The sequence below is a fragment of the Paenibacillus sp. HGH0039 genome, from assembly GCF_000411255.1.
GTDB lineage: Bacteria > Bacillota > Bacilli > Paenibacillales > NBRC-103111 > Paenibacillus_F.
Genome location: NZ_KE150412.1, coordinates 1,598,224 through 1,620,421 on the forward strand (window position 1 = coordinate 1,598,224; position 22,198 = coordinate 1,620,421).

Consider the following 22,198-nt stretch of genomic DNA (forward strand, 5'->3'; position numbering starts at 1 on the left):
TCATGGACACGCCAGCCGCACCGGTTCTCTGCGAACCGGCGCCTACCCGTTCGGGTGGCTGTTCAAAATATGCTGGATAACCGGGTCCGGCATCCGGTAGTTGTCCGGGAGTCCGGCTCTAATCTGGTTCCACAGCTTGTAATCGACGAGATACTCGGGGTTGGACACTTGCACGGAAAAAAGCGAATTATACAGGTCGCCCATCACATACACTTTCTCGCTCATGTTCCTTCTCCTTTCTGCCCCGCAGGGAAAATCAGGCTTGAGCGGCTTTGGCGATCGCCCTACCGTATACATCGAGAAGCCGCTGAACCATCAGATCCATGGACCAGTGGACGGCCCCCCACTGCCCGGCTTCCCTGCCCATCGCTTCCCGCATAGCCGTATTCTCCAGCAGCGTGTACAAGTGGGTGAACAACTGCTGGCTGTTGCCCGACGGGAAGATAAGGCCCGTACGGCCGTGCTCGACCATCTCGGGTACGCCCGTGGCGTCGCTGACGACCGACGGCTTCCCTGCAAGCTGCGCTTCAATCAACGACAGCGGCTGATTGTCTACATAACTCGGCTGCACGAAGATATCGGACTGGGCAAGCAGATAAGGCACGTCACTCCGCCTGCCCAGAAACTGGACCGTGTCCAGCAGCCCCAGCTCCGTACACTGCCGGTTAAGCTCCGCCTCCAGGTCGCCTTCTCCCACGATCCAGCAGACGAAATCGTCCCGCACCGTCCGGAGCAGGCCGACCGCTTCGATAAGCAGCGACACGCCCTTGATCGGGATGAGGCGGCCGGTGAAAATAATGGCTTTTTTCCCCGGCGGTTTATAGATCGGGGTGGCGGAGCTTTCCATCTGCGCATAGAAATCGCCCGTAGCGTACCCGTACTGGAACACCTCGACCTGCTGTTCGGGAACGGAGTATTCCGTGGTCAGCAGGCGTTTCAGCCACTGGGAGGAGGCGATCGTAATATCGCTGCTCGTGGCGCCGAGATGCTCGATAGCCGACTGGAACCGCCAGATGAGCGACTCCCCCAGGTTGACGTTATTTTCCACCAGATGCAGCTTGATCTCGTGGGCCACCGAGCCGTGCAGGCTGGCGACGAGTCCCGTCCGCGGAGATTTGACCCGCCGGAAAGAACGCGTGGCCAGGACGTCCTGCGTATGAATCACGTCATATTGCTCCAGCCCGAAATAGGCGGCGGCCAGCTCCATGCACAAGGTGTTCATTTCAAAATGCGAAAGCCAGGAGCTGGAGTGAAGGACCGGATACAGCTCGGGGCTTATTTTCTTTTCCAGAAAAGGCCTTACCGCCTCTTTATGAAAAACACGGCCGCTGAACGGCATATGAAACACACTCTCATCTTCGCTGTTGCCGAATACATCGACCTCGTGGCCGAGCGCCTCCAGCTTTTCTTTCATTTTGACCATAAGCGGCCATACTCCGCCCAAATGCGGTAACCGCCAGTAGGTAGCAAGCAGTATCTTCAAGAATGTCCCCTCTTTTCTGCGTGAGACTCACAAAGCTGCGTTCAGCACCGGCATGCCTTTATCCCTACACTATATGCGGCTATTCTCCTCCTTCACGGGTCGTTTGCCTCACCGGGCTCAAAATGTGTACGTGTCCATACGTCTGCGCGGCAATTTCATATACTGAACTATGCCGGATTGAACGGAAGGGAAGGTGACCATGTCCATTTACCTTTTTGACGCCTACGAGTTCGGACCTTACGACTCGCGTTATATCCAGTGTTTCGATCTTGTCTTTCAAAACATCGCCCAGCGGCATTTCGACGTTCTTATACAGGGCTATCAAGGCCAGAACCGTTTTCTCCTGGGGCTCTATCATCTCGATCCCGCTCCGCTGCCCGGTTCGATTGCCCATCTGCCGACGGTATATAATCACAACCGGCCCTTTACCCTCCACATTCACACGAATCTGACCAATCCTTATCCCCTGACGATGGCTATGTACGCTAAAAACGAAGGGGTTCTTGTCGCGACCTTCACAACGAATGAATTGACGGTCATCGATCCGCTCTGACTGGGAGTGCCGGGATTTGCCGGTAAAAAAAAAGGCCCTTCTTTCGGAAGCGGCCTTTTAGGGTTGTTTTCTTTAGCGGCTTGCAGTTGCCGATACGGCGGTTGCAAGCGTTCGAATCACTTCACCAACCAACTTCATCCCAACGCCGGAATAGGGGTCAGCTCCGATTGAAGAACACGATGCGCAGGCACGATATTGTTGAAAGTGTCCAAACCGAATACGGAAGCTACGACGAGACCCGGCTGAGGGGCGACGACGGCTATCTGGACTTCATAAGCCAGAACACCGGAGATAAAAAACGTGCGGATATCCACAAATTTCGGCGGCACCGTATACGTCTGGAAATAGAGCGGCGTCTTGGCAACCCCCGTGCTCAGCGTATAGAAGATTTCAACGGCAATCTGGGCCGTATTCACAGCGTCTTCGTTGTTGATGATAACGGCCGCATTAGCGGAGGCTGTCCCGAAATCCCTCGTATTAATAAGCATTCCTGTCGTAAAAGCCATTCTCTTCACCCCCTCTCTGTCAATCTCTCAAGCAGTATATTCTTCATTGATATAAAAAGATTGGACGACCATGTGGTCGCCCGAATTTTTGGATATACGCCTGCTCCCGGATTCTTCTGAATGTATCTCCCGCTCGGCTTGCATACCGGTTAATTGCCCGAAAAAATCGCCTGCGCCCCTGTTCTCGTATCCGTCCAGACGCCGATAAACCCGAAAGGCGGGATGGTGCTGATGTCCGTGTAATTTCCGATGGACGGCACCGGTGTGGCGCTGCCCGCATTCGGGTTGCTGGAGGCGGTGGATTCCCTCCGGTTAAAAAACGTGGCCCCCCCGTCCGCCGATATGGCCACATACGTATCCAAATCAAACCCGTCAATCTGATTGGAATAGTACAGAATGGTGACCAGTCCGCTTTTTGGGGACACATCTATAGAAGGAAAAAAGTTCTGAGTCCCGGCCGGAGCCGACGTAACAGAGACGGGAGCCGTCCAGGTCAGTCCCTGATCGAAGGACCGGGAAAGGAATACGTCCGCGTAACCCTGCCGGTTATCCTGCCACACCGCGTAAAGAGTCCCGCTTGTCGACAGCGCCGAATTATCAACGGCGATATTGGCGCCGGTCGGCACTTCGAAGCCGTACCCCGTAACCGGCAGGACGCTGGGTACCAGCGTGACGGGCGAAACGATTACCGGTGTCTGGAAAGTGGCCCCGCCATCCAGCGAACGGCTTACCTCAAAGCGTGTAAACGGAGTTAACGAGATGTAAGCCACATAGACAATTCCCGTCAGCCCTGCAACCACGTCCCCACGCGTCACAAAATCGGCGTCCGGAGACACAAGCGCGGGCCGTAGCCAAGTCTGCCCGTTGTCCAGCGAACGTTGAAAGAAAATTACGGACCCGCCCACAAAGTCCGTATTGAATTGGTGGACATAGACCAGGTAAACGCTGCCCTGATACGTACTGACCTGGGAATTGTCAAAGACCGCGTTCACCTGCACATTGTTGATGAACGTCGTAAACCCTTGAGCCGCAATGACCGGCGATCCGAAAGTGATTCCGTTATCCGTCGACGTGTAGACGGCAATCGAGCCGTTGCCCGCCGCATCGAAAACATGGGACGCCACGATGAATATGTTCGGAAACCCGTAAGCCACGACGTTGGACTCGCCGCCGATATATCCTGCCGGAAGCGGCAGAATAAGAGGTCCCCATGAGATGCCTTGATCAACCGAGCGATAGACGGCAACCCGGGCCGCCCCTGTCGTAAAATCCGTCGCAGACGCCACGATATTGAGCGCAGTCAGGTAATTGGCCGCCACGCTGGGTGTCTGGGCAAGCGTTCCGGCGGGGGATACCTGCGAATTTGCCATTTGTGTCCGCCTCCTTTTGTGAATGTCAAAATCCGCCCCACGTTACTTGCGAACCGGTCCTTGTATCGGTCCAGACGCCATAGAAATTATCCGGCGGAACCGTATCGACATCGATATAATCTCCGATCAGCGGTACCGGAACCGGACTGTCTCCGTTCGGGTTAAAGGAAGTCGTCGTCACGCGAATATTCGTGAAGGTGCTGCCTCCATCCCTGGACTGGGCCGCATAAACGTCGAGGTCGAAGCCGTTCAGACGGTTCGTGTAGTAAATCACGGTAATGGTGCCTGTTTTGGGCGATACCGTTATAGCCGGGAAAAAATTTTGCGCCCCAGCCGGGCTGTCCGTAATAGGTATCGGCGTATTCCAGGTCAGCCCCTGATCGGCGGATCGGGACAAATACACATCCGCATACCCCTGCCGGTTATCCTGCCAGACCGCATAAATGTTGCCCCGCCCGGGGGACACAAGCGCGGTATCCGCCATGACGTTGGAGAAGTTCAGGACCCGGAACCCGTAACCGGGAACAGGGAGGACGTTCGGCACAAGCGTCACATCCGAAACCAGGATCGGGGAACCGAAGGTCGCCCCGCCATCCAGGGAACGCCTCACAAAAAACGCGGGCTGGGCAGACGTCGTGTCGATCCAGCCGAAATGAAGGCCGCCCTGTAAATCGATGCCGATATCGGCGCGTTCCGTGTCTCTCCTGACATTCGAGAGAACCAGTGGGGCCTCCCACGTGACGCCTCCGTCAAGAGAGCGCTGGAAAGCGGCCACCGAGAATCCGCCCGAGTCGACATTGTACTGGCGGTTATAAGTGACATAAGCATTGCCGAGAAACGGACTGGATTGGGAATTGTCGAAGAACACTTTGGTCCAATCGTTGTTAATGAAGGTGCCGTATCCCGGATTCACGATAATCGGCGCCGAGAAGCTGAGCCCGTTGTCCGTGGACCTGTAAGCCGCAATCGTACCGCTGGAGTTGCCGGGGAAAACATGGGCCACGATCAGGAACAGATTCGGAAACCCGTAAGCCGCAAAGGCGGCCTCCGCTCCCGTAAACCCCGGCGGCAGGGGAAGAAAGGAATTCGTCCAGTTCACTCCCGCATCCTGCGACCGGTATACGCCGGTAAGCGGCGGTCCCAGCGTAAAATCGGTCGCCGTTGCGATCATGATATTGGCATCCAGCAAATTGACGGCGATAGACGGTTCCTGCTTCGGATTGCCCGAAGCGTTCACTTGAAAGTTAGGCATAGGGGCCTCCTGACGAATGCGAATAATCTTGTACTCCAATGTATGCCGGAGATTGGTCTCGGCAATGGACAATTCGGAAATTATCCCTCTCCCCTGCCAATGTCCACACCCGTCAAATGCGGCGGAATAAACTGAAGTAAACATCCGGCGCGACGGCGGTGAGTTTGTCTGTCCGAGCAATCAGCCAGGAAAGAAGGGAGCTTTACATGAGTGATGTCGGCATTGTTATGCCGGTGTATTTGCAGAGGCCGTCTTATTTGCAAGAAGCGATCGAAACCATCCTTAACCAGACGTATGCGGATTTCCGCTTTATCATCGTCATCGACGGAGTATCCGAACAAATGGGACCGCAAATCAGGCAATTGACCGCTCACGACACGCGTGTGGAGATTGTGGAGAACGAACGGAACCTGGGCGTATCCGCTTCATTGAACCGGGGATTCCGGCGGCTTTTTGAAGATCCCGACATCCGCTATGTGACCTGGGTGTCGAGCGACAACCGCACCCACCCCTATTTTATCGAGCTTCTGCGGCATGAGCTTGCGCATGCGCCTAAGGAAGTCGGGCTGGTCTACAGCTGTTTCCGTGAGATAGACGCGGACGGACTGCCGCTTCGCGACGAGGCTTTTCAGGAGGAATTCCGCCGGTATCAGAATAAGCCGAAAGAGGAACTTCTCGACGTATGCATTGTCGGCGTATCTTTTATGTACAAATCGTGCTACGCCCGGAAAATCGGCGGATACCACATGGAACCCGTCGAAGACTACGAATATTGGCTGAGATTATCTCATCTGTGCGAGCTGCGGTACATTCCCGTAGAACTCGTCGAATACCGGGTCGACTCGGATTTCAGCATTTCCGCCAAGCTCAAAGGGTCTGTCGAGCAGCACCGCCGCTGGCGTCACGCATTCCGTTTGACCAAAAAGCAAGCCAGGGAAAGACAAAGCATTCCTCTGGAAACGACCGTTTACTTACCGGTGGCCGATGCGTCGGGAAGCCTTCCCGACCGGCTCGACCACCTTTTGGACCAATACTACAGCAACTTTCAGGTGGTCGTGGTCGACGTGACGCCGGAGCGAGCGTCAACCGGCCTTCTTCACGGGATACGGGACCCTCTGCTTAGCACCCGCTTCTTTCCCGGCATGCCGCCTATCGAAGCCGTTCATACCTGCCTGAAAAAGCTTGCGACCCCGTTCGCCGCGATCGCATACCGGGAGCGGGATTTTGAATACATGGATCTGCAAGTCCTAACGACCGCCCTGCGCAGCGCTCCCGAAGGCGCTTATTCCGTTTGCTACAACGGCGACCGGAGCGATCTCGCGTACCGCTTCGATCCTCGTGCGGGCATGCCCTCAACCGAGCTGTTTCGTTCAGCGAAGCTGAAGGAGCTTTTGCTCCGGTAGACGGCCGCAGTCTCCATCCGCCTCTGTCTCTATCGTGCGCGTACGCGAAAAAACGCTTGGCGGAGTCCGCCAAGCGTTTTTAACCATGCTGCTTCACGAGCCCGATTCCAAGCGCGCCCAGCATGCAGGAAAACTGCCGGGCGTACAGGCCCGGAGAAAACTGTTCCGCCGCATGCCGGCTCGCTCTGAAGCGGATTTCCTCCCGCAGCGGGACGTTGTCCATGAGCTCCGAAATTTGGCGGAACGCCTCTTCATGGTCGTCGTGGGGATAGAACCTTCCCGTTACGCGGTCCGCGATAAAGCTCCTGACTCCGTCCGAATCCGTCGAGACGACGGGACACCGGCAGCACATGGCTTCCAGCACCGCATAGCCGAATCCTTCCACGCGCGAGGTCGAGAGCAGCACGCCGCCGGAATCGCCGATGACGGAATACTGCCGTGCCATTTCTTTGTGCGGAAGGTTCGCCAGCACCGTCAAACGGGAACCCAGCTCGTAATCCGCAACCAGCTTACGGAACTCCCCCTCTTCCGATCCGAGCGTATTATCCACATACATGCGGATTTCGACCGGACGGCCCCGCGTTTTGAACAAGCGTCCGACCTCCAGAAAACTTCGCCAGTTCTTGTTCGGCTCGATCCTTCCTACCCACCCGATGATGGGAACCGGAGCGACGGGATGCCTTTCAAAGCGGAAGCTTTCCATATCGATACAATTATGAAAGCTGAACCTCTTCATCCGGGCGTAGTACGTCTCGAACATCCGGATCAGGTGCGGGGTGCGGGGATACAGCACGGCATCGGCGTGCAGGGTGAGCAGCGGGATAATCCGTTTCAGAATAAACTCCGCCTCCTCCACGCTCCCCAGTCCCTGCGCCTCGTAAATGATTTTGCCCGTGTAGCCGCTTGACCGCAGGGGAAGAATCAGTTCGGCCACCGTAGAGATGATAACCGCCTCGAACCGTTCCCGGTTGACGAGCTCCGTAATCTCTTTCTCGTCTTTTGTCACGTAAACGGGCACCCCGTCCAGGTTCTGCATCCCCGTTCCTTCATGCAAGTACAGCAGGCTGCACGTGATGCCGATCTTCTTCAGCGCGATAACCCGCTGGCGGTTCAGAGTCTCCATCCCTCCGCTCGGGATATAGAACACGAATAAAAGCTTCATGGCACACCTTCTTTCAAGCTGATGCAAAAGACGGGACGGGGCCCCTATCCCCCGGCTCCCAAGGAAGCGATGCGGGCGGCCAGCAGCGGGTTGTAATGGGCACGCAGCCTATCCACCTCGCGCTGGATTGCCGGCTGGTGATTCCGGCTGCCCATCTCCCCGTGAAGCCGGTACTGGGTCAGTTTCTCGTTCACGAACTCGATCCGGACCCCGGCTGCGGCAAGGCGGAGCCACATCTCCAGGTCCTGCGTGTACTTGCACGTCTCATCGAAATACCCGTAGCGATGGAACAGATTTTTGTGCATCAGGACGGTGCAGCCGTTGATCGGGTTGTACTGGAGCATGTAGGTGTACAGCTTCGTGGACGTATTGAAATACTGCGTATTTCCCGGATCGGTAGGAAAATTAGGCGCGTACAGGACGCGCCCGTGCTCGTCGACAATCTCGTAGTTCGTAAAGCTGATGTCCGCATTCGCCGAGGCCAGCCCGTTAAGCTGAACCGCCAGCTTATGCGGGTGAAAACGGTCGTCCGAACTGAGCCAGGCGATATAATCGCCCGATGCGTGGCGGATTCCGTGGTTGAGCGCCGAGGCCGTTCCTCCGTTTGCTTTCCCCAAATAGTGGATCCACGGCAAGTACGGCGTTATTTTATCCTGATGCAAGGTCGAACCGTCGTCCACGACGATGATTTCTCGGTCGGGATACGTCTGGCTTAGCGCGCTGACGATCGCCTGATCCACATAGGCGCAATTGTAAAAAGGGATTATGATGCTCACCCGGGGCGGCATTTCCCACCTCCTTTCCGCAGTCGCCTGCCCGTTATCTGCGCTTTTTAACCCCTTTGCCGGCCTTCACCTTGCGGGATTTGAGCGTGTTAGCCGGACGCTTGCGAGGCCGTGCAGCCGGGCGTTTGCGAGGCCGCAATGCCGGGTGCCTTCTTCCGGACAGAAGCCGCCTCTGGCTTCGCGAATACCGCAGCAAATACGGCCGGTAACGGCTGCGGACGCTTAATACTTCCTCCCAGATGGCAGGCTGGTAGAGCATGGTTCCCATGCCGCCGTGAAGGCGGTACAGCGTAAGCGGGGCATCCAGGAAATCCAGCGGAAAACCGGTCAGCAGCACGCGGATCCAGAACTCGTAATCCTGGGTATACCGGAGTGTCTCGTCAAAATATCCGACCGCCCCGAACAGATCCCGGCGCATCATGACCGTGCAGCCGTTGACGGGGCAGATCGACAGGAAGGCGCGCGTAAATTCATGGGGATACCGGTATCTGGATGCCACATTCGCCTGCGTGACGGCTCCCGCCTCGTCGATCTGGTCGAAGGCCGTATGGCTGAAGATCGAGCTCCGTTCCAGCATGAACTGCACCTGACGCCCGATTTTATCCGGGTAAAAAAGATCGTCGGAGCTCAGCCAGGCTACATAGTCCCCCGTGGCGAGAGCGAAACCCATATTCAGAGCGGATGCGGCTCCCCCGTTTTCTTTTCCGATATAAATCAGCCGGTCCATATAGGGCTCCAGTTTTTCTTTGTGCAGCGTGGAGCCATCATCCACTACAATCAGCTCGATGTTGGTATAGGTCTGGTTCAGCACGCTGGAAACCGCCTGATCCACGTACGGACAGTTGTAGAAGGGAATCACGACCGTTACTTTCGGCAGCATGCATTCACCTCTTTTCCTTCAAAGGTGGGAGCGGTCGTCAGTTCCGCCTGTAATAATCCAGCGCATCCGACAGGGACGTTTCGAACGGAATCCGCGCCGACCAGCCCAGCGCCTTCAGGGCCGAGACATCCATCGGCCTGGCAGGCTCCGGACGCGGCTTGTTCTCGACCTCCAGAGGCAGCGCCGCCGGAGTCAGTGAGCGGAAGACCGAGACGATCTCGCCGAGCGGACGCAGCCGATCCGATCCGATGCGGTAGACCGCCCCCGGCTCTCCGTGGCCGAGAATGGTTTCGTAGGCCGTGACCGCGTCCCGCACATCGAGATAATCGCGCTCCTCGCCGAGGGACGACAGCCGGAACGGTTCCGGCGGACCGCCCTTCTCCAGGGCCACGATTTTGCGGGCAAGCAGCCCGCAGATGCCACCGGAAGGGCCCGGGCCGATCAGGTTGGACGGCAGCGCCACCATGATCTGCTGCGAGAACCACCGGTGCCAGGAGCGGGCGGCGTACAGCAGCAGCATTTTGCTGAAGCCGTACGGATGCGGGAGCGGCTCGCCGGGTTCGGCCGCGCCGAGCATGGAGCCCGCGACGAGAACCCGCGTGCCGGGCCGCGTACGCAGCGCTTCCAGCAGATACACGGAAGCCATCACGTTCGCCTGCAGGAACGCAGCCGGGTCCTTCCACGATTCGGCTACGGAATTGCGCCCGGCTAGGTGGAGCACCCAGTCCGGGCCGGTTTCCGCGACCAGCGCCTTCACGTCCTCCTGCCGGGTCAAATCGCAGGAATAGAGCTTTCCGGCAGGCATGCCGGTGCCGGGCTTAGCGGACTCTGACTCTTGCGCCGCACTTGGCCCGTTTGACCCGGGCGGGACGCCCGAAGCATCCGCGCGATCCGGCACGACCGGCGCCTCCCCGTTTCCGGGCTTGACGTGCGCCGCTCCCGCGTTCCGGACCACGGCGGCGACCTCGTAGCCCTTGGAGACAAAATAATCACAGGCGGCGCGGCCCGTAAAGCCGCCCGCCCCGGTGATCAGGATTCGAGGCATTGCGCACACATCCATTCATCCAGTTCCTTCAGCATCGTTTCATACCCCGGAATGGCGTAGTTCAGATCGCTGCGCGTATTTTTAAGCGTCCGGTTCAAGCGGACGGAAGCGTTCTTGCGCACCTCTATATCCGTGCGCCCGAACTGCTTGCGGAACAGATTCAGCAGCTCGTATTTGCTCACCTTGACGGGTGCCGTCAAATGTACGAGGCCCGTTAGCTCCGGACGCTGCAGCGCGTGCTCGACAAACTTGGCAAGCTCCAGCGTGGTGACGCCGTTCCAGTAAGCTCTCGTGTAGCCGCCCACTTCCCCCTCCCGACTCAGGAACCAATGGAGAAGCCCGATGCCCGATTCTCGGATTTCAGGGCCGATGATCGACGTGCGGACCGTCAGGTGCGGGGCCTCCCGGACCTCTCCAAGCGCCTTGGACCGCCCGTATACACTGGTGCCGTCCGGCACGTCATCCTCCGTATGGTCCCCGTGGCGGCCCGAGAAGACACAGTCCGTGCTGATATGAATAAGCCGGCCCCCGGCCCCGAGGGCCGCTTCCGCCAGATCGTGCGGGAAAATCCCGTTGACGCGATAGGCGTTAACGGGGTCCGCTTCGGCAAACTGGTTTAGCACACCGATACAGTTAATGACGGCATCGGGACGGAACGTTTCGATAATGCCCCGGATCCGGACCGTATCCCTGGCATCGGCAAGCAGCCCTTCCCGGTCGCTCCCGTCCCGTGTTGTATAAGCGACCTGAAATCCGGGCAGACGGCGCAGATACCGGACCATCACATGTCCCGCCATCCCCTGCCCGCCGGTGACGAGCAGCTTCATGCAAGAAAACCTCCTTTAACGAGCAGGGCGCGGATCGCCTCTTTTTCCATCACATTGTCTTTGGACGAGAAGCTGCTGATTTCCGCCTTGGGATACGGAGCGTAGTGATCCTTGAGCCCGGGAATTTCCAGAGTCGGCAGAATGACCAGATATACCTCGTCGTACAGCACCGTCGTCTGGCTTTCGAATTCCGTAAGCAAAATCTCGTGGATCTTCTCGCCGGGTCTCGTTCCGGTTTCCACAATTGCCACTCCCGTCTTGCCGGAAGCTTCGATAAGCACGTCGGCCAGATCGAGAATCTTGCAAGTCGGCATCGTCATGACGAATATCTCGCCGCCCACACTTTCTTCCGAGGCTTTGAAAAGCAGGGAAATCGCCTCTTCGAGCGTCAGGAAAAAGCGGGTCATGGCCTTATCCGTAATCGAAATCTGATTTTTCTCGTGGATCTGCTTGTGGAACAAGTGAATCACGCTGCCGTTGGTTCCCAGCACGTTGCCGCCCCGGACACAGACAAACTTCGTATCCGTCCGCAAAAGGTTGGCTTGCACGATCAACTTCTCTCCGATCGCTTTGGTCATGCCGTAGAAGTTGGAAGGATTCGCCGCTTTGTCCGTCGAGATGTAGATGACTTTCTTGACCTTGTTCTCGATAGCCGCCTCGATAACATACTGGGTGCCGACTACGTTGGTTTTGAGCGCTTCGTAGGGCTGTTCCTCGCAAACGGGAACGTGCTTGAGGGCGGCCAGATGGAACACATAATCCACCTCCTCCGTCGCGCGGATCAAAGCTTCGCGGTCGCGGATATCCCCGATGCAGAAACTGAGGCGGTTATCTTCAAAAGAGCGCTGCATCGCCACCTGAGTCGATTCGTTCCGGGAAAACACAATGATTTCCTTGGGCTCTTGAGGAAGAAGCTGCCGGATCAATTCATAGCCCCAAGAACCGGTTCCTCCGGTTACCAATATCCTCGTATTACGAAACATGAAGATTCCCTCCCAGTACATATTTCACGACTTTTGCCGATACGTCCGTGTCCAGATAGCCTTCCGGGCATTCCCATTCCCGGGGCATACGCGTCATTAGGCCGGCGGCGGATACAATGCGTTTCGCATCCAGTCCCGACACCACATTGCTGCCGCAGTCAATCGTCTCAGGCCGTTCGGTCGTCCGGCGCACGGTAACGGTAGGCACGTGGAAAATGCAGCATTCTTCCTGAACCGTCCCGCTGTCCGTCAGGACGCAGTCCGCATTCTTCTCCAGCTTCACGAAATCGAAAAATCCGAAAGGCTCGTGAAACTCGACCAGCGGATGAATGCTCAAGCTGTCTTCCGCCTCCAGGCGGGACTTGGTGCGGGGATGCAGGCTGCACAGGATGCGTTTGCCGAAGCGTTCCGCCACCCCGCTCAGGCCGTTCATGATTTCGCGCAGATGAACGGGATGATCCACATTCTCCGCCCGGTGGATGGTTGCCGCGAAATACCCGCCCGGCGTCAGGTTCAGACGCTCCAGCACGTCGCTTTGCTCGATTTGGCCGCTGTAGTGCCGCAGCACCTCGTAGATCGGATTGCCGGTACGGACGATGCGCTGGCTCGGCACGCCCTCCCTGACAAGATGTTCTTTGCTCTGTTTCGTGTACGGCATGTTTATCGTGGACACCGCATCGATAATGCGGCGGTTTTTCTCCTCGGGTACGGTCAGATCGTAGCAGCGGTTGCCCGCCTCCATATGAATGACGGGAATGCCCATTCTCTCGGCCAGTACCGCGCCCAGGGCGCTGTTCGTATCGCCCAGCAGCAGGACACGGTCGGGCCGCTCCGTGTTCAGGATCGTCTCCAGCTCGCCGAACATCGTCGCAAGCTGCGCACCCAGAGACTGCTGCCGGTCCTGGAGCACATGATCAGGCTGCCGCAATCCGAGTTCCCGGAAGAACACGTCGCTGAGCGTATACGTAAAGTTCTGGCCCGTGTGCACCACGACATGTTTCTCCGCCAATTCGTCAAGTTTGCGCATGATCAGGCTCAGCCGGATAATTTCCGGCCGTGTGCCGAGCAACGTCACGATTTTCAACGGTGCCACCTTCCTTCCGTGATAGGCTGATTGCCTTCAGTCCTTGAACCGCAGACCGGCTGCGGTCGGGCTGTCAGGCCGCCGCACGCACGCTCTTGCGGCGGGCCGGCTTGGCGCCGGAGCGCCTCTTGCGCGCCGCACGCACGCTCTTGCGGCGAGTCGGCTTGGCGCCGGAGCGCCTCTTGCGCGCCGCACGCACGCTCTTGCGGCGGGCCGGCTTGGCGCCGGAGCGCCTCTTGCGCGCCACATGCACGCTCTTGCGGCGGGCAGGCTTGGCGCCGGTCCAAGGCGGCGGTGCAGCTTCGTCCGGGAAGCTCAGGACCGCGCCGACAGGCCGGGAAGCCAAGAGCCCCTCCGGAACCCGCACCACGCCCGCCCCGAGCCGCAGCCGCTGCGCTTCGGTCACCGGGTAACGGATGCCGTCCCGCAGCAGGTAGAAGCCCGGCCGCACGCCCCTGACGATGACCAGGGGCCCGGGCACGCCGCCAAGGACGGGCGGGACCTGCGGCTGCGGATCGTTGTGACGGACCGCCAGCTTGTTTTCCAGCCTTGCCAGAAGCTGCTCTTGTCTGGACCGGTAAGCCCCGATGCCGAAGACGCTCCGAACTGCGGAGAGGTTCGCTTCCCCGGTCTGCATCCGCAGAAGCGGGTCCTCGACCAGCTCTCTCATCCGTGCCGCGAGAGTCCGGGTATCTCCTTTCGGCACAAGAAAACGGGCATTCCCGGTATGCCCAAGAATTTCCCGCAGTCCGCCGGAATCGAAAGCGATCACCGGCTTGCCGAACATCATGCCTTCCAATGCGGTCATGCCGAAGCCCTCTTCCGTCAAGCTCGGAACGACAACGAAATCCATGGCCGTATAGAGCGAGGCCACTTCTTTTTCAAAAGCGGTCCAATGAAATCTTCCGCCGTATCCCGATTGGACCGTCAAATTACGGCACTGCCGGTAAAAAGCGGCGTCCGTCGGTTTGCCCGCAATCAGGTAATGAACGTGAGGGTAAGCGGGACAAAGCTCCAGCGCGGCCCCGATAAAGTGATCCAATCCCTTGAGCGGATAAATGTCCGAAGCGATATAGCCCGCCAGCACTTCGCCGCTGCCGATGCCGGACCCGGCTCTGCGCCGCTCGCGCAGCACACTCCAGTCACCGCTCTCCATTGTTTCCGCATGCCAGGACGGATACATCACGATCTGCGATTCCGCTTCCCGGACGCCGAAGGGGGCTAAAGTCGCTTCCGAGATGCCCGCTACCAGATCCGCATGCCGGTGGATAAACTCCGTCGAAACTGGCGTGAAGGCCGTGTCCGTCATTTTTTCCGTAATCATCCAGAGCACCGGAATCCCGAGAGCCTTGGCCGCCACAGGGGGCAGCACGTTGACACATGTATTAGAGATGACCAGATCAGGCCGATATTGACCGAGCACGCGCAGCAATTCCACCAAAGCTCCCGGCTCCGTGACCGGCAGCCCATCCAGCTGTCCCGTAAGACCGGCATCCGGGGTGTACACCTCCCACACGAGCGGGAACGGTACAACCAGGGTATAAATGCCGGCCGCCCGCGCCTCCCGGGAAAGAACACCTTCGCCCGGTACGACCAGGATGCAGTCATGCCGTTCTTTCAGTTCCCGGACCATGAAAAGCAGCAGCTTCTCGGCTCCGGTTATATGCTGTCTGGAGCACAAATGCGAGAACAGCATGATCCTTCGTGCATTCATCGGATACATACCTGCGGATCAGATATGGTGTTCACCTCCTTATCTGTGTGGGTAGTACAATATATTAGCGGGGCATTCTACACGGCACGACAGTTGAACCCCTAGCATTCGTACAATTTGGAAAAACACAGGACGTTTTCACGAAAAATCGGCCTTCCTCATCCCAAGTGCCCCGGCGGACATCCCGTGCCTGCGCGGAAACGGAGCGGGTTGGCGAAATCCGGCCGCAAAAAAAGGACTTCCCCTAAGGAAGTCCCTGGCGGGTATCCGCACCGGAACGCTACCCGGCCGCCGCCTCTGCCAGAACATGCTCTCCGTCCGCGACGCCCTGAGAGAAGCCGGCCTGGAAGCCCGAATCGTACCCTTCGTTAAATGCCTGATTATAGGCGGCATCGACCGTGGTTCTGCGTCTCCCGGAAGCGGACAAGGGGCGTTTTTTCCTCAGCCTTTTTCCCCGGGCGGCTTTCGCGCTTTTCTTCCTGCCGCCGGTCCCCTTCCGGGAAACAGCCCCCGCTCTCCTGCTTTTCACGGCTCCCGATCCGGACGCTTTCTTTAGCCTGGCCTTCCGTTTTACCGACGGTTCCGATGAAGCTGCGGCGGCCGTTCCGGCCGTCCGCCTTTTTTTTACCGATGCCGATTTGGCCCCTGTCTTCTTGTTCATGGTAGTTCTCGTCCCTTCCCCGTAAGTGATACGGGCAGGCGGCTGCCGCGCCTACGCGCTTCCTTCACTATATGCCGCTGCCGTCCCCGCCGCTTTCCGCTCGCGCCCCTATTGACGCGGGGAATCCCGGGAAAAATCAACCGAATACGACCCGGAACAAGTCCGTCAGCCGGTTCGTAAATGTATGCTCCCTCATCGTCCTGCTCAGTCCGCGCAGGGCAATTTCCCTGCCTTCTTCCTCATGGGTCAGGTAATACTCCAGCTTATCGCGGAGCTCTTCCGCCGATCCGTAGGTCACGATTTCCGTGCCGGGCTCGTAAAAACGGGACAGATCGTTCCGGATATCCGTCAGTTGAAGCACACCGCAGGCCGAAATTTCGAACGTGCGCGGGTTGGGAGACACGGCTTGGATTCCGCGGCTGTTGTTGTTGAACTGTTCATCATCGTAGGCCCGATGCAGATTGATAACGATTTTCGAACCGTTGTAGTAATCGGCCGTTTCCTCGGGACCCATCCATTTGTTGAGATTGATTCTCCCGGACAGTTTGGAATAGGCGGCGAGCCGATCCCACCATAAACCCGTAAAGTGAACGTCGTGTCTGAGCAGCGTGGGCGTTAAGGAATTGAAAATCTGGACCCGGTTCCAATACCCCGACCCTACGAAACAGGCTCCCCTGTTGTTCCCTGCCGCAACGGCTTTGGGACGGTACACGGAAGAATCCACGGCAAGGGGCAGATAGTGAACGTTCGGACACCCGCTTTCGGTATAAAAGCTGACGCAGTTCAGCTCTATCGTGAACACGTAGTCGAAAGACAGAGCCAGTTTCAGCGTCACGTCCGTATAATACGGATCGTCCAGCAGCCAGACGGCCGTTTTGATTCCCCAATTGCGGATCAGCTCCAACTGGTCCATGGGCAGCATCATCGCATCGAGCACCAGTACAAAGTCGGGCATTTCCCGGGCCGCCGTCAAAGCCAAGTCATGAGTCGGCTGGGCAAAGACGAGTTCCCGCACCATCGGCCGGATGGTTTCGATAATCCCCGTATCCAGAGGGGAATAAGGAAGTCCCTTCCCGGACGTTACATAGAGCACTTTTTTATCCCAAAAAGCCGTGGGCGCAAGAGAAATCCGGTTCATAATCGATTCGCACCGGCCCAGCCGGTAACCGGCCTGGGCGCCCAGGGTGTACCCGTTCTGCCAACCTTCCGCTTGTTTTACCGCGAGAGAACGGCCTCTTTTGGACAGAGCAGCCATCTGCTCCACCTCCTTCTGCAAATTCCGTCTAGCCGAAAACGATTTGAAGCAGTTGGCTAAGCCTTGCCTCGAAGCTGTGGCTTGCGCGCGTCTTCATCATCCCCCGGACGGCTATCTCTCTTCTTCGTTCCTCATTCCGAAGATAATACAGCAGCTTGCCTGCGCAGTCTTCGGGCGACTGGAACGTCTCTATTTCCGCACCCGGAGCATAAAATTCCGCGAGATCCCCCCGCAGGTCCGTTAATTGAAACGCGCCGCAGGCCGCTATTTCATAGGTGCGCGGGTTGATCGAACCCGCGGGCAGCCCGATTTTATTTTTACTGTACACGGGATCGAGGGGAGCCCGGTGCAGGTTTAATACGATTCTGGCGCCGTTATAATACTTCGCCGCCTCGTCCATCGGCTTCCATCCCAGGTGAATGCCCCCGCGCAGCTGCTTGTAATGCTTCAGCCGGTCCCAGAGCGCCCCGATCAGCACCACTTTTCTCCCCGCCAGCGCGGGAGCCAGCGCGTCGATAAAATCAATACGGTTCGGAAAGGCATTCCCGATAAAGCACACATCGCTGAGATAGGACGGTTCCGCCGGCTGCGGGTAATAAATATGCCCGGCAGCCGCCAGAGGCAGATGGAACACACGCTCGCACCCCAGGGACCGGTAGTACGCGACCGCGTTGCGCTCATGGGTAAAAATGTAGTCGTAATGAGGCACAATCGCCGGCGTGAGATCCATAAAATACGGATCGTCCGCGAACCAGATAGCCGTCTGGATCCCGAGCCTCCGGACTCCGTCCGCCTGGGCCAGATGATCCTCCGGGAACACATGGAGTCCGTTCAGCACCAGCATCATATCCGGCCTGGAGGCGGCAGCCGTCTGGAGCATATGCTCCGGCTTACATACGATAAGCTCCCGCGTCAAGCTTGCCAGCCCCTGCTGGATTCCCGCATCGATCGCTTCGAAACCCTGCAGGACAAACAGAACCCGCTTCTCGATAAAGCCGAAGGCCGGAGCGGGAAGCCGGTTCAGAACCGCCTGGCAGCTGCCGTAGCGGCAGCCTTGTTCCCAGCCTCGGGTGTAGCCTCGGCTCCGGGCTTTCTCCGGCGTTTTCACGGGTTGCCGGCCGCGTTTAATCCGTTCACGCATGACTGGCTTCTCTCCCGTCCGCCAGGTCCGTCAGAAGAAAGTGACGGAGCGCTTCCTTCCACGGCCGGAGCGGTTTGACGCCGATCGCCCCAGCAGCCGTGTCGGCCAGCGCCGAGTGTGCCGGTCTTGCCGCCGGGAGAGGAAACATGTCGGCCTTGGCCCGGCGCAGCTTTACGCCTTCCATCCCGAGAACCCGGATGATCTCGCGGGCGAATTCGTACCGGGTGCAGACGCCCCCGTTCGAACCGTGATAAGTCCCGTATTCCTCCGTTTCAAGGAGCGAGCCGATAAAGACGGCCAGATCGTGGCTGTAGGTCGGCGATCCGAATACATCGTCCACCAGGCTCAGTTCGGCTCCCCTCCTCGCCTTCTCCACGATTTTGGCGACGAAATTGTTGCCTCCGCGGCCGTACAGCCAGGAAGTCCGGACGATAAAATGACGCTCGCACAGCATCGACGCGAATTTTTCCCCGTGCAGCTTGGAGGTCCCGTAAACACTGAGCGGATTCGGTTTGTCCCGCTCAATATAAGGAGCGCCTTTACAGCCGTCGAACACGTAATCCGTGCTGACGTAGACGAACTTCGCTCCGATGCGTTCAGCCGCCTCCGCCATATGCCAGGTGCCTGCGGAATTTACACGGTAGGCCCGGTCGATCTCGCGTTCCGCCCCGTCCACGTCCGTATAAGCCGCCGCATGGATAATAATCTCGGGCTGTTCCCGGAATACGGCCGCGTCCACGGCCGCTCCGTCTCCCACATCCAGCTCGTGCCGGGTCAATGCGGCAAGCTTATGCCGCGGGGACAGTACCCGGACAAGATCGCTCCCGAGTTGTCCGCCCGCTCCGGTAATCAGTATTTTCATGCGGGACCGCCTCCTTTCAAGAGATGATGGCCCCGATATTCTCCGCTTAAAATCCGCTCCCACCAGGTCCCGTTCCGGACGTACCAGTCCACTGTAGAGCGCAGTCCCTCCTCAAACGTATAAGCAGGCTTCCAACCCAGCTCGCCGGTCAGCTTGGAAGCATCGATCGCGTATCTTTTGTCATGACCCGGCCGGTCCGGAGCAAAGGAGATCAGAGTGTCTGGCTTGCCAAGCGCCTTCAGGACGGTCCGGGCGACTTCCAGGTTCGTGCGCTCGCTGCCTCCCCCGACGTTGTAAACTTCACCCGGCCTGCCGGATTCGAGCACGGCGGCGATGGCCGCACAATGATCTCCGACATGAAGCCAGTCGCGCACATGTTCCCCGTCTCCGTAGAGCGGCAGCGGCAAATCCCGCAGCGCCCGGATGATGAGAGTGGGGATCAGTTTTTCCGGAAACTGCATCGGCCCGTAATTGTTGGAGCAGCGTGTGACGGCAACCGGGTATCCGTAAGTTTCGTGGTAAGCCCGCGCCAGCAGATCCGAGCCCGCTTTGGAAGCCGAATAGGGACTGTTGGGCGCAAGGGGAGTCTCTTCGGTAAAAACGCCGGAGGTCCCGAGCGTCCCGTATACCTCGTCCGTGGAGACATGGACAAATTTCGGGACACCCTCACGGCGCGCGGCTTCCAGCAGCTGCTGGGTCCCCAGCACATTCGTCTGCACGAAAGCGGCGGGTTCCCGGATGCTCCGGTCCACGTGAGATTCGGCGGCGAAATGAACGACAGCGTCTATGGAGGTTCCGCCCATCAGCCGCTCAAGAAACGGGGCATCCGCGATATCTCCGCGAATAAACCGGTAACGGGGCGAATCCTGAAGATCCGTCAGGTTATACGGGTTGCCCGCATACGTAAGCAGGTCCAGATTAATCAGCGAGTCCTGCGGATGACGGTTGTGCCAGAACCGAATAAAATGACTTCCGATAAACCCCATACCGCCTGTTACAAGGAGAACGGCCATTATCCTTCCTCCTCCTTCCACATGTGGCGGATCGCTTCATACAGGGATTCGTGAGTTCCCGCATCCACCCACCAATTGCTCAATATCCTGTAGGCAAGCCGTCCTTTGAGGGCATATGCATTGTTTACGTCCGTAATTTCCAGCTCTCCCCGCTTGGAGGGACGGCACGTTTTCAGAACATGGAACACCTCGGCGTCATAGAAATAAATCCCCGTCACACTGTAAGAGGATTTCGGCCTTGCCGGTTTTTCATCAATATGGACAATCCTTCCGTCCGTCAAAACAGGCACGCCGTACCGTTCGGGGTCGGGTACTTCTTTCAGCAGCACCATGGCTCCTTCAGACTGGCTTTCGAAATCGCGAAGAAAAGGCTCCAGAGAATCCTGAAAGAGATTATCCCCGAGCAGCATCACGAATTTCTTATCCCGCCCGATAAAACGCTCCGCGAGGCCAAGCGCTTCGGCAATCCCCCCGGCCTGTTCCTGGACCGCGTACGTAATGGAAACGCCCCACTGCGAGCCGCTCCCCAAATATTCCGTATACAGACCGGCGGATTGCTTGCCCGTGACCAGCAAAATTTCTTTCACGCCCGCTTCCTTCAGCTTCATCACGGAATAATGAATCATCGGATATTTCCCGACAGGCAGAAGATGCTTATTCATCAGGTTCGTCAGGGGACGCAGTCTGCTTCCCGTTCCACCCGCCAGTATAACTCCTTTCACCAGGCACACCCCTTTCCCGCATGCTTTCCGGAAAATAAGAAAGCCGCTGCCGAACTTCACGATTTAATTTCCAGTTCACACCTGAAGATCACATGGTAAATCATATGCTTTTCCCCATTCCGCGAATAAGGACTCCCAACCACTCTGCTCAAAATTGGCTTTTGTACGGCGCTATTTATCCCGGTGGTAAAAGAAAAAACCTTCCCGTTAAAGGAAGGTTTTCAATGAACGCCATTTAAAAACTCCGTCTGCCGCAATCAGCCCTTGGAGCCGACCGCAATCCAGTTTAGAACAACGTCAAACGCAAGTCCCGGCTGTGTCCGGACAATCGAGAGGACGGCCGTCTTCACCGTTTTCTGTTTGCATACCGCATAGCAGGCCGGATGGCTACCTGTCGCCACAAGCACGTAAGAGGCATTCGCAAAAGGTTCCTCGAAGGAGATGCCGATTTCCAGTACGTCGTCCTGCTCCTGGAAACGGAAGTCCGTCAGACCGAACTGCTGAAGCACGGCCTTTTTGCCCGAAGGAGCCTGCACCGGCCGGAAGGCCAGTTTGCTCTCTTCTACGGCCCCTGCCGCCAGGTGCTCGGCATGCACCGATTCCGGGGCCAGCTTCGCTTCCGTTACGGAAGCTTCCGCCAGATGGATCGGCTGGACCGCGCCTGCGGAAATTTTGTTGAAAGTAACGCTGCCCTCGGCCAAATGGCCGTTCTCGACGGATTGGCTCCGGAGATGCCCCGCCCCGATCGAATCCGAAGCGATTTTGTCTTCCGTGACAGAACCGTTTGCGAGATGATTCGTGTCCACGGCATCGGCTTGCAAATGCACGCTTCCCACGGCCGATGGCGCCAGTTTAGCGGAAGATACCGCTTCGTCCGCAAGCTTTTCACCGGTCACCGCCCTATTTGCGATAAGGAGAGACAGAACCGAGGAAGCCTGCAAATGCCCGCTCGCCACAGATCCCATCGCCAGGTGATCTTCCGTGACGCTCTTCGGAGCCAAGTGGGCGCCGCGTTGATCGGCAAGCTCCCGAATCGAAAGCGCGTCCGGATGAAGGTGCGCCAGCGTGATAGTTCCCGGTTGGACGTGATCGCCGGTTACGGCTCCTTTTGCCAGCGCTTCGCCGGTCACGGCTCCTTCCGCCAGCGTTTCGCTCCTCACCGATCCGTGCGCCAGCGCTTCGCCCGTTACCGATCCTTCGGCAAGCGCCTCGCTCGTCACCGATCCGTACGCCAACGCTTCGCTCGTTACGGCTCCTGCCGCCAGCGCTTTGCTTGTCACGGCTCCTGCCGCCAGCCCTTCACTCGTCACCGCGCCTTCCGCTAACGCCTCGCTCGTCACCGATCCTGCCGCCAGCGCTTCGCTTGTTACCGCGCCCGCCGCCAGCGCCTCGCTCGTCACCGAGCCGCTCGTCAGCGCCTCGCTCGTCACCGATCCGCTCGCCAGCGCTTTGCTCGTCACCGATCCGTACGCCAGCGCTTTACTCGTCACCGATCCG

At 58.1% G+C, this 22,198-nt stretch carries 22 protein-coding genes; 2 read left to right on the top strand and 20 right to left on the bottom strand.

All coding sequences use genetic code 11. The annotated features are described in order from the left end of the window. Positions 1-42: 42 nt before the first annotated feature. Entirely contained in the window at positions 43-225 is a 183-nt protein-coding gene (locus tag HMPREF1207_RS06980) for a hypothetical protein (RefSeq protein WP_009676939.1), read from the bottom strand. Between the two features lie 31 nt (positions 226-256). Continuing rightward, positions 257-1,483, bottom strand: a complete 1,227-nt coding sequence (locus tag HMPREF1207_RS06985) for a glycosyltransferase family 4 protein (RefSeq protein WP_016423536.1) — start codon at positions 1,481-1,483, stop codon at positions 257-259. Between the two features lie 199 nt (positions 1,484-1,682). Here HMPREF1207_RS06985 and HMPREF1207_RS06990 point away from each other — a divergent pair, with 199 nt between their 5' ends. Beyond that, positions 1,683-2,036 carry a hypothetical protein gene (locus HMPREF1207_RS06990; protein ID WP_009676938.1) on the top strand — a complete coding sequence of 118 codons (354 nt, stop codon included), beginning with the start codon at positions 1,683-1,685 and terminating at the stop codon, positions 2,034-2,036. A 134-nt stretch (positions 2,037-2,170) separates the two neighbouring features. On the opposite strand, the gene HMPREF1207_RS06995 is transcribed toward HMPREF1207_RS06990, so the two are convergent. From HMPREF1207_RS06995 to HMPREF1207_RS07005, 3 genes are all read right to left on the bottom strand, one after another. After that, positions 2,171-2,542, bottom strand: coding sequence for a hypothetical protein (locus HMPREF1207_RS06995; RefSeq protein WP_009676946.1), 372 nt, complete (start codon positions 2,540-2,542; stop codon positions 2,171-2,173). 149 nt (positions 2,543-2,691) lie between these two features. Continuing rightward, positions 2,692-3,912 (bottom strand): sialidase family protein, encoded by a 1,221-nt coding sequence (locus HMPREF1207_RS07000; protein ID WP_009676937.1) that lies wholly within the window; start codon positions 3,910-3,912, stop codon positions 2,692-2,694. 25 nt (positions 3,913-3,937) lie between these two features. Next, positions 3,938-5,164, bottom strand: a complete 1,227-nt coding sequence (locus HMPREF1207_RS07005; protein ID WP_009676943.1) for a sialidase family protein — start codon at positions 5,162-5,164, stop codon at positions 3,938-3,940. Positions 5,165-5,370: 206 nt separating this feature from the next. Here HMPREF1207_RS07005 and HMPREF1207_RS07010 point away from each other — a divergent pair, with 206 nt between their 5' ends. After that, a complete protein-coding gene (locus tag HMPREF1207_RS07010) occupies positions 5,371-6,567 on the top strand; it encodes a glycosyltransferase family 2 protein (protein ID WP_009676936.1) in 1,197 nt (398 codons plus the stop codon). Between the two features lie 79 nt (positions 6,568-6,646). Here the strand turns inward: HMPREF1207_RS07010 and HMPREF1207_RS07015 are convergent, their stop codons facing one another. From HMPREF1207_RS07015 to HMPREF1207_RS07085, 15 genes are all read right to left on the bottom strand, one after another. Then, a complete protein-coding gene (locus HMPREF1207_RS07015; RefSeq protein ID WP_009676941.1) occupies positions 6,647-7,729 on the bottom strand; it encodes a glycosyltransferase family 4 protein in 1,083 nt (360 codons plus the stop codon). Positions 7,730-7,773: 44 nt separating this feature from the next. Further along, the gene (locus HMPREF1207_RS07020; RefSeq protein WP_009676960.1) at positions 7,774-8,517 is read right to left on the bottom strand and encodes a glycosyltransferase; all 744 of its coding nucleotides are present in this window, start codon (positions 8,515-8,517) and stop codon (positions 7,774-7,776) included. Positions 8,518-8,548: 31 nt separating this feature from the next. Then, a complete protein-coding gene (locus tag HMPREF1207_RS07025) occupies positions 8,549-9,394 on the bottom strand; it encodes a glycosyltransferase (RefSeq protein WP_009676953.1) in 846 nt (281 codons plus the stop codon). Positions 9,395-9,431: 37 nt separating this feature from the next. Continuing rightward, positions 9,432-10,454 (bottom strand): NAD-dependent epimerase/dehydratase family protein, encoded by a 1,023-nt coding sequence (locus HMPREF1207_RS07030; protein ID WP_016423537.1) that lies wholly within the window; start codon positions 10,452-10,454, stop codon positions 9,432-9,434. Beyond that, on the bottom strand, positions 10,424-11,266 hold the full coding sequence (locus HMPREF1207_RS07035) for an SDR family oxidoreductase (protein WP_009676958.1): 843 nt from the start codon (positions 11,264-11,266) through the stop codon (positions 10,424-10,426). The genes HMPREF1207_RS07030 and HMPREF1207_RS07035 overlap by 31 nt, the downstream gene beginning before the upstream one ends. After that, positions 11,263-12,249 carry a polysaccharide biosynthesis protein gene (locus tag HMPREF1207_RS07040; RefSeq protein WP_009676948.1) on the bottom strand — a complete coding sequence of 329 codons (987 nt, stop codon included), beginning with the start codon at positions 12,247-12,249 and terminating at the stop codon, positions 11,263-11,265. The genes HMPREF1207_RS07035 and HMPREF1207_RS07040 overlap by 4 nt, the downstream gene beginning before the upstream one ends. Further along, complete coding sequence (gene wecB / locus HMPREF1207_RS07045) at positions 12,239-13,333, bottom strand: non-hydrolyzing UDP-N-acetylglucosamine 2-epimerase (protein ID WP_009676952.1); 1,095 nt, start codon at positions 13,331-13,333, stop codon at positions 12,239-12,241. Before wecB ends, HMPREF1207_RS07040 begins: the two co-directional genes overlap by 11 nt. Positions 13,334-13,406: 73 nt before the next feature. Next, a complete protein-coding gene (locus tag HMPREF1207_RS07050) occupies positions 13,407-15,047 on the bottom strand; it encodes a glycosyltransferase (RefSeq protein WP_016423538.1) in 1,641 nt (546 codons plus the stop codon). A gap of 280 nt (positions 15,048-15,327) precedes the next feature. Further along, positions 15,328-15,708: a hypothetical protein gene (locus HMPREF1207_RS29685; protein WP_036739561.1), complete on the bottom strand. Its 381-nt coding sequence runs from the start codon at positions 15,706-15,708 to the stop codon at positions 15,328-15,330. Positions 15,709-15,844: 136 nt separating this feature from the next. Beyond that, the gene (locus tag HMPREF1207_RS07060; protein WP_009674015.1) at positions 15,845-16,963 is read right to left on the bottom strand and encodes a CgeB family protein; all 1,119 of its coding nucleotides are present in this window, start codon (positions 16,961-16,963) and stop codon (positions 15,845-15,847) included. A 28-nt stretch (positions 16,964-16,991) separates the two neighbouring features. Beyond that, positions 16,992-18,104, bottom strand: a complete 1,113-nt coding sequence (locus tag HMPREF1207_RS07065; protein WP_009674010.1) for a CgeB family protein — start codon at positions 18,102-18,104, stop codon at positions 16,992-16,994. Beyond that, entirely contained in the window at positions 18,097-18,966 is an 870-nt protein-coding gene (gene rfbD, locus HMPREF1207_RS07070; protein WP_009674012.1) for a dTDP-4-dehydrorhamnose reductase, read from the bottom strand. Before rfbD ends, HMPREF1207_RS07065 begins: the two co-directional genes overlap by 8 nt. After that, positions 18,963-19,979, bottom strand: a complete 1,017-nt coding sequence (rfbB, locus tag HMPREF1207_RS07075; protein WP_009674016.1) for a dTDP-glucose 4,6-dehydratase — start codon at positions 19,977-19,979, stop codon at positions 18,963-18,965. Before rfbB ends, rfbD begins: the two co-directional genes overlap by 4 nt. Next, complete coding sequence (locus tag HMPREF1207_RS07080; RefSeq protein ID WP_036739843.1) at positions 19,979-20,701, bottom strand: sugar phosphate nucleotidyltransferase; 723 nt, start codon at positions 20,699-20,701, stop codon at positions 19,979-19,981. The genes rfbB and HMPREF1207_RS07080 overlap by 1 nt, the downstream gene beginning before the upstream one ends. 257 nt (positions 20,702-20,958) lie before the next feature. Next, a partial coding sequence (locus HMPREF1207_RS07085) for a WIAG-tail domain (protein ID WP_016423539.1) occupies positions 20,959-22,198 on the bottom strand: 1,240 nt, incomplete at its 5' end.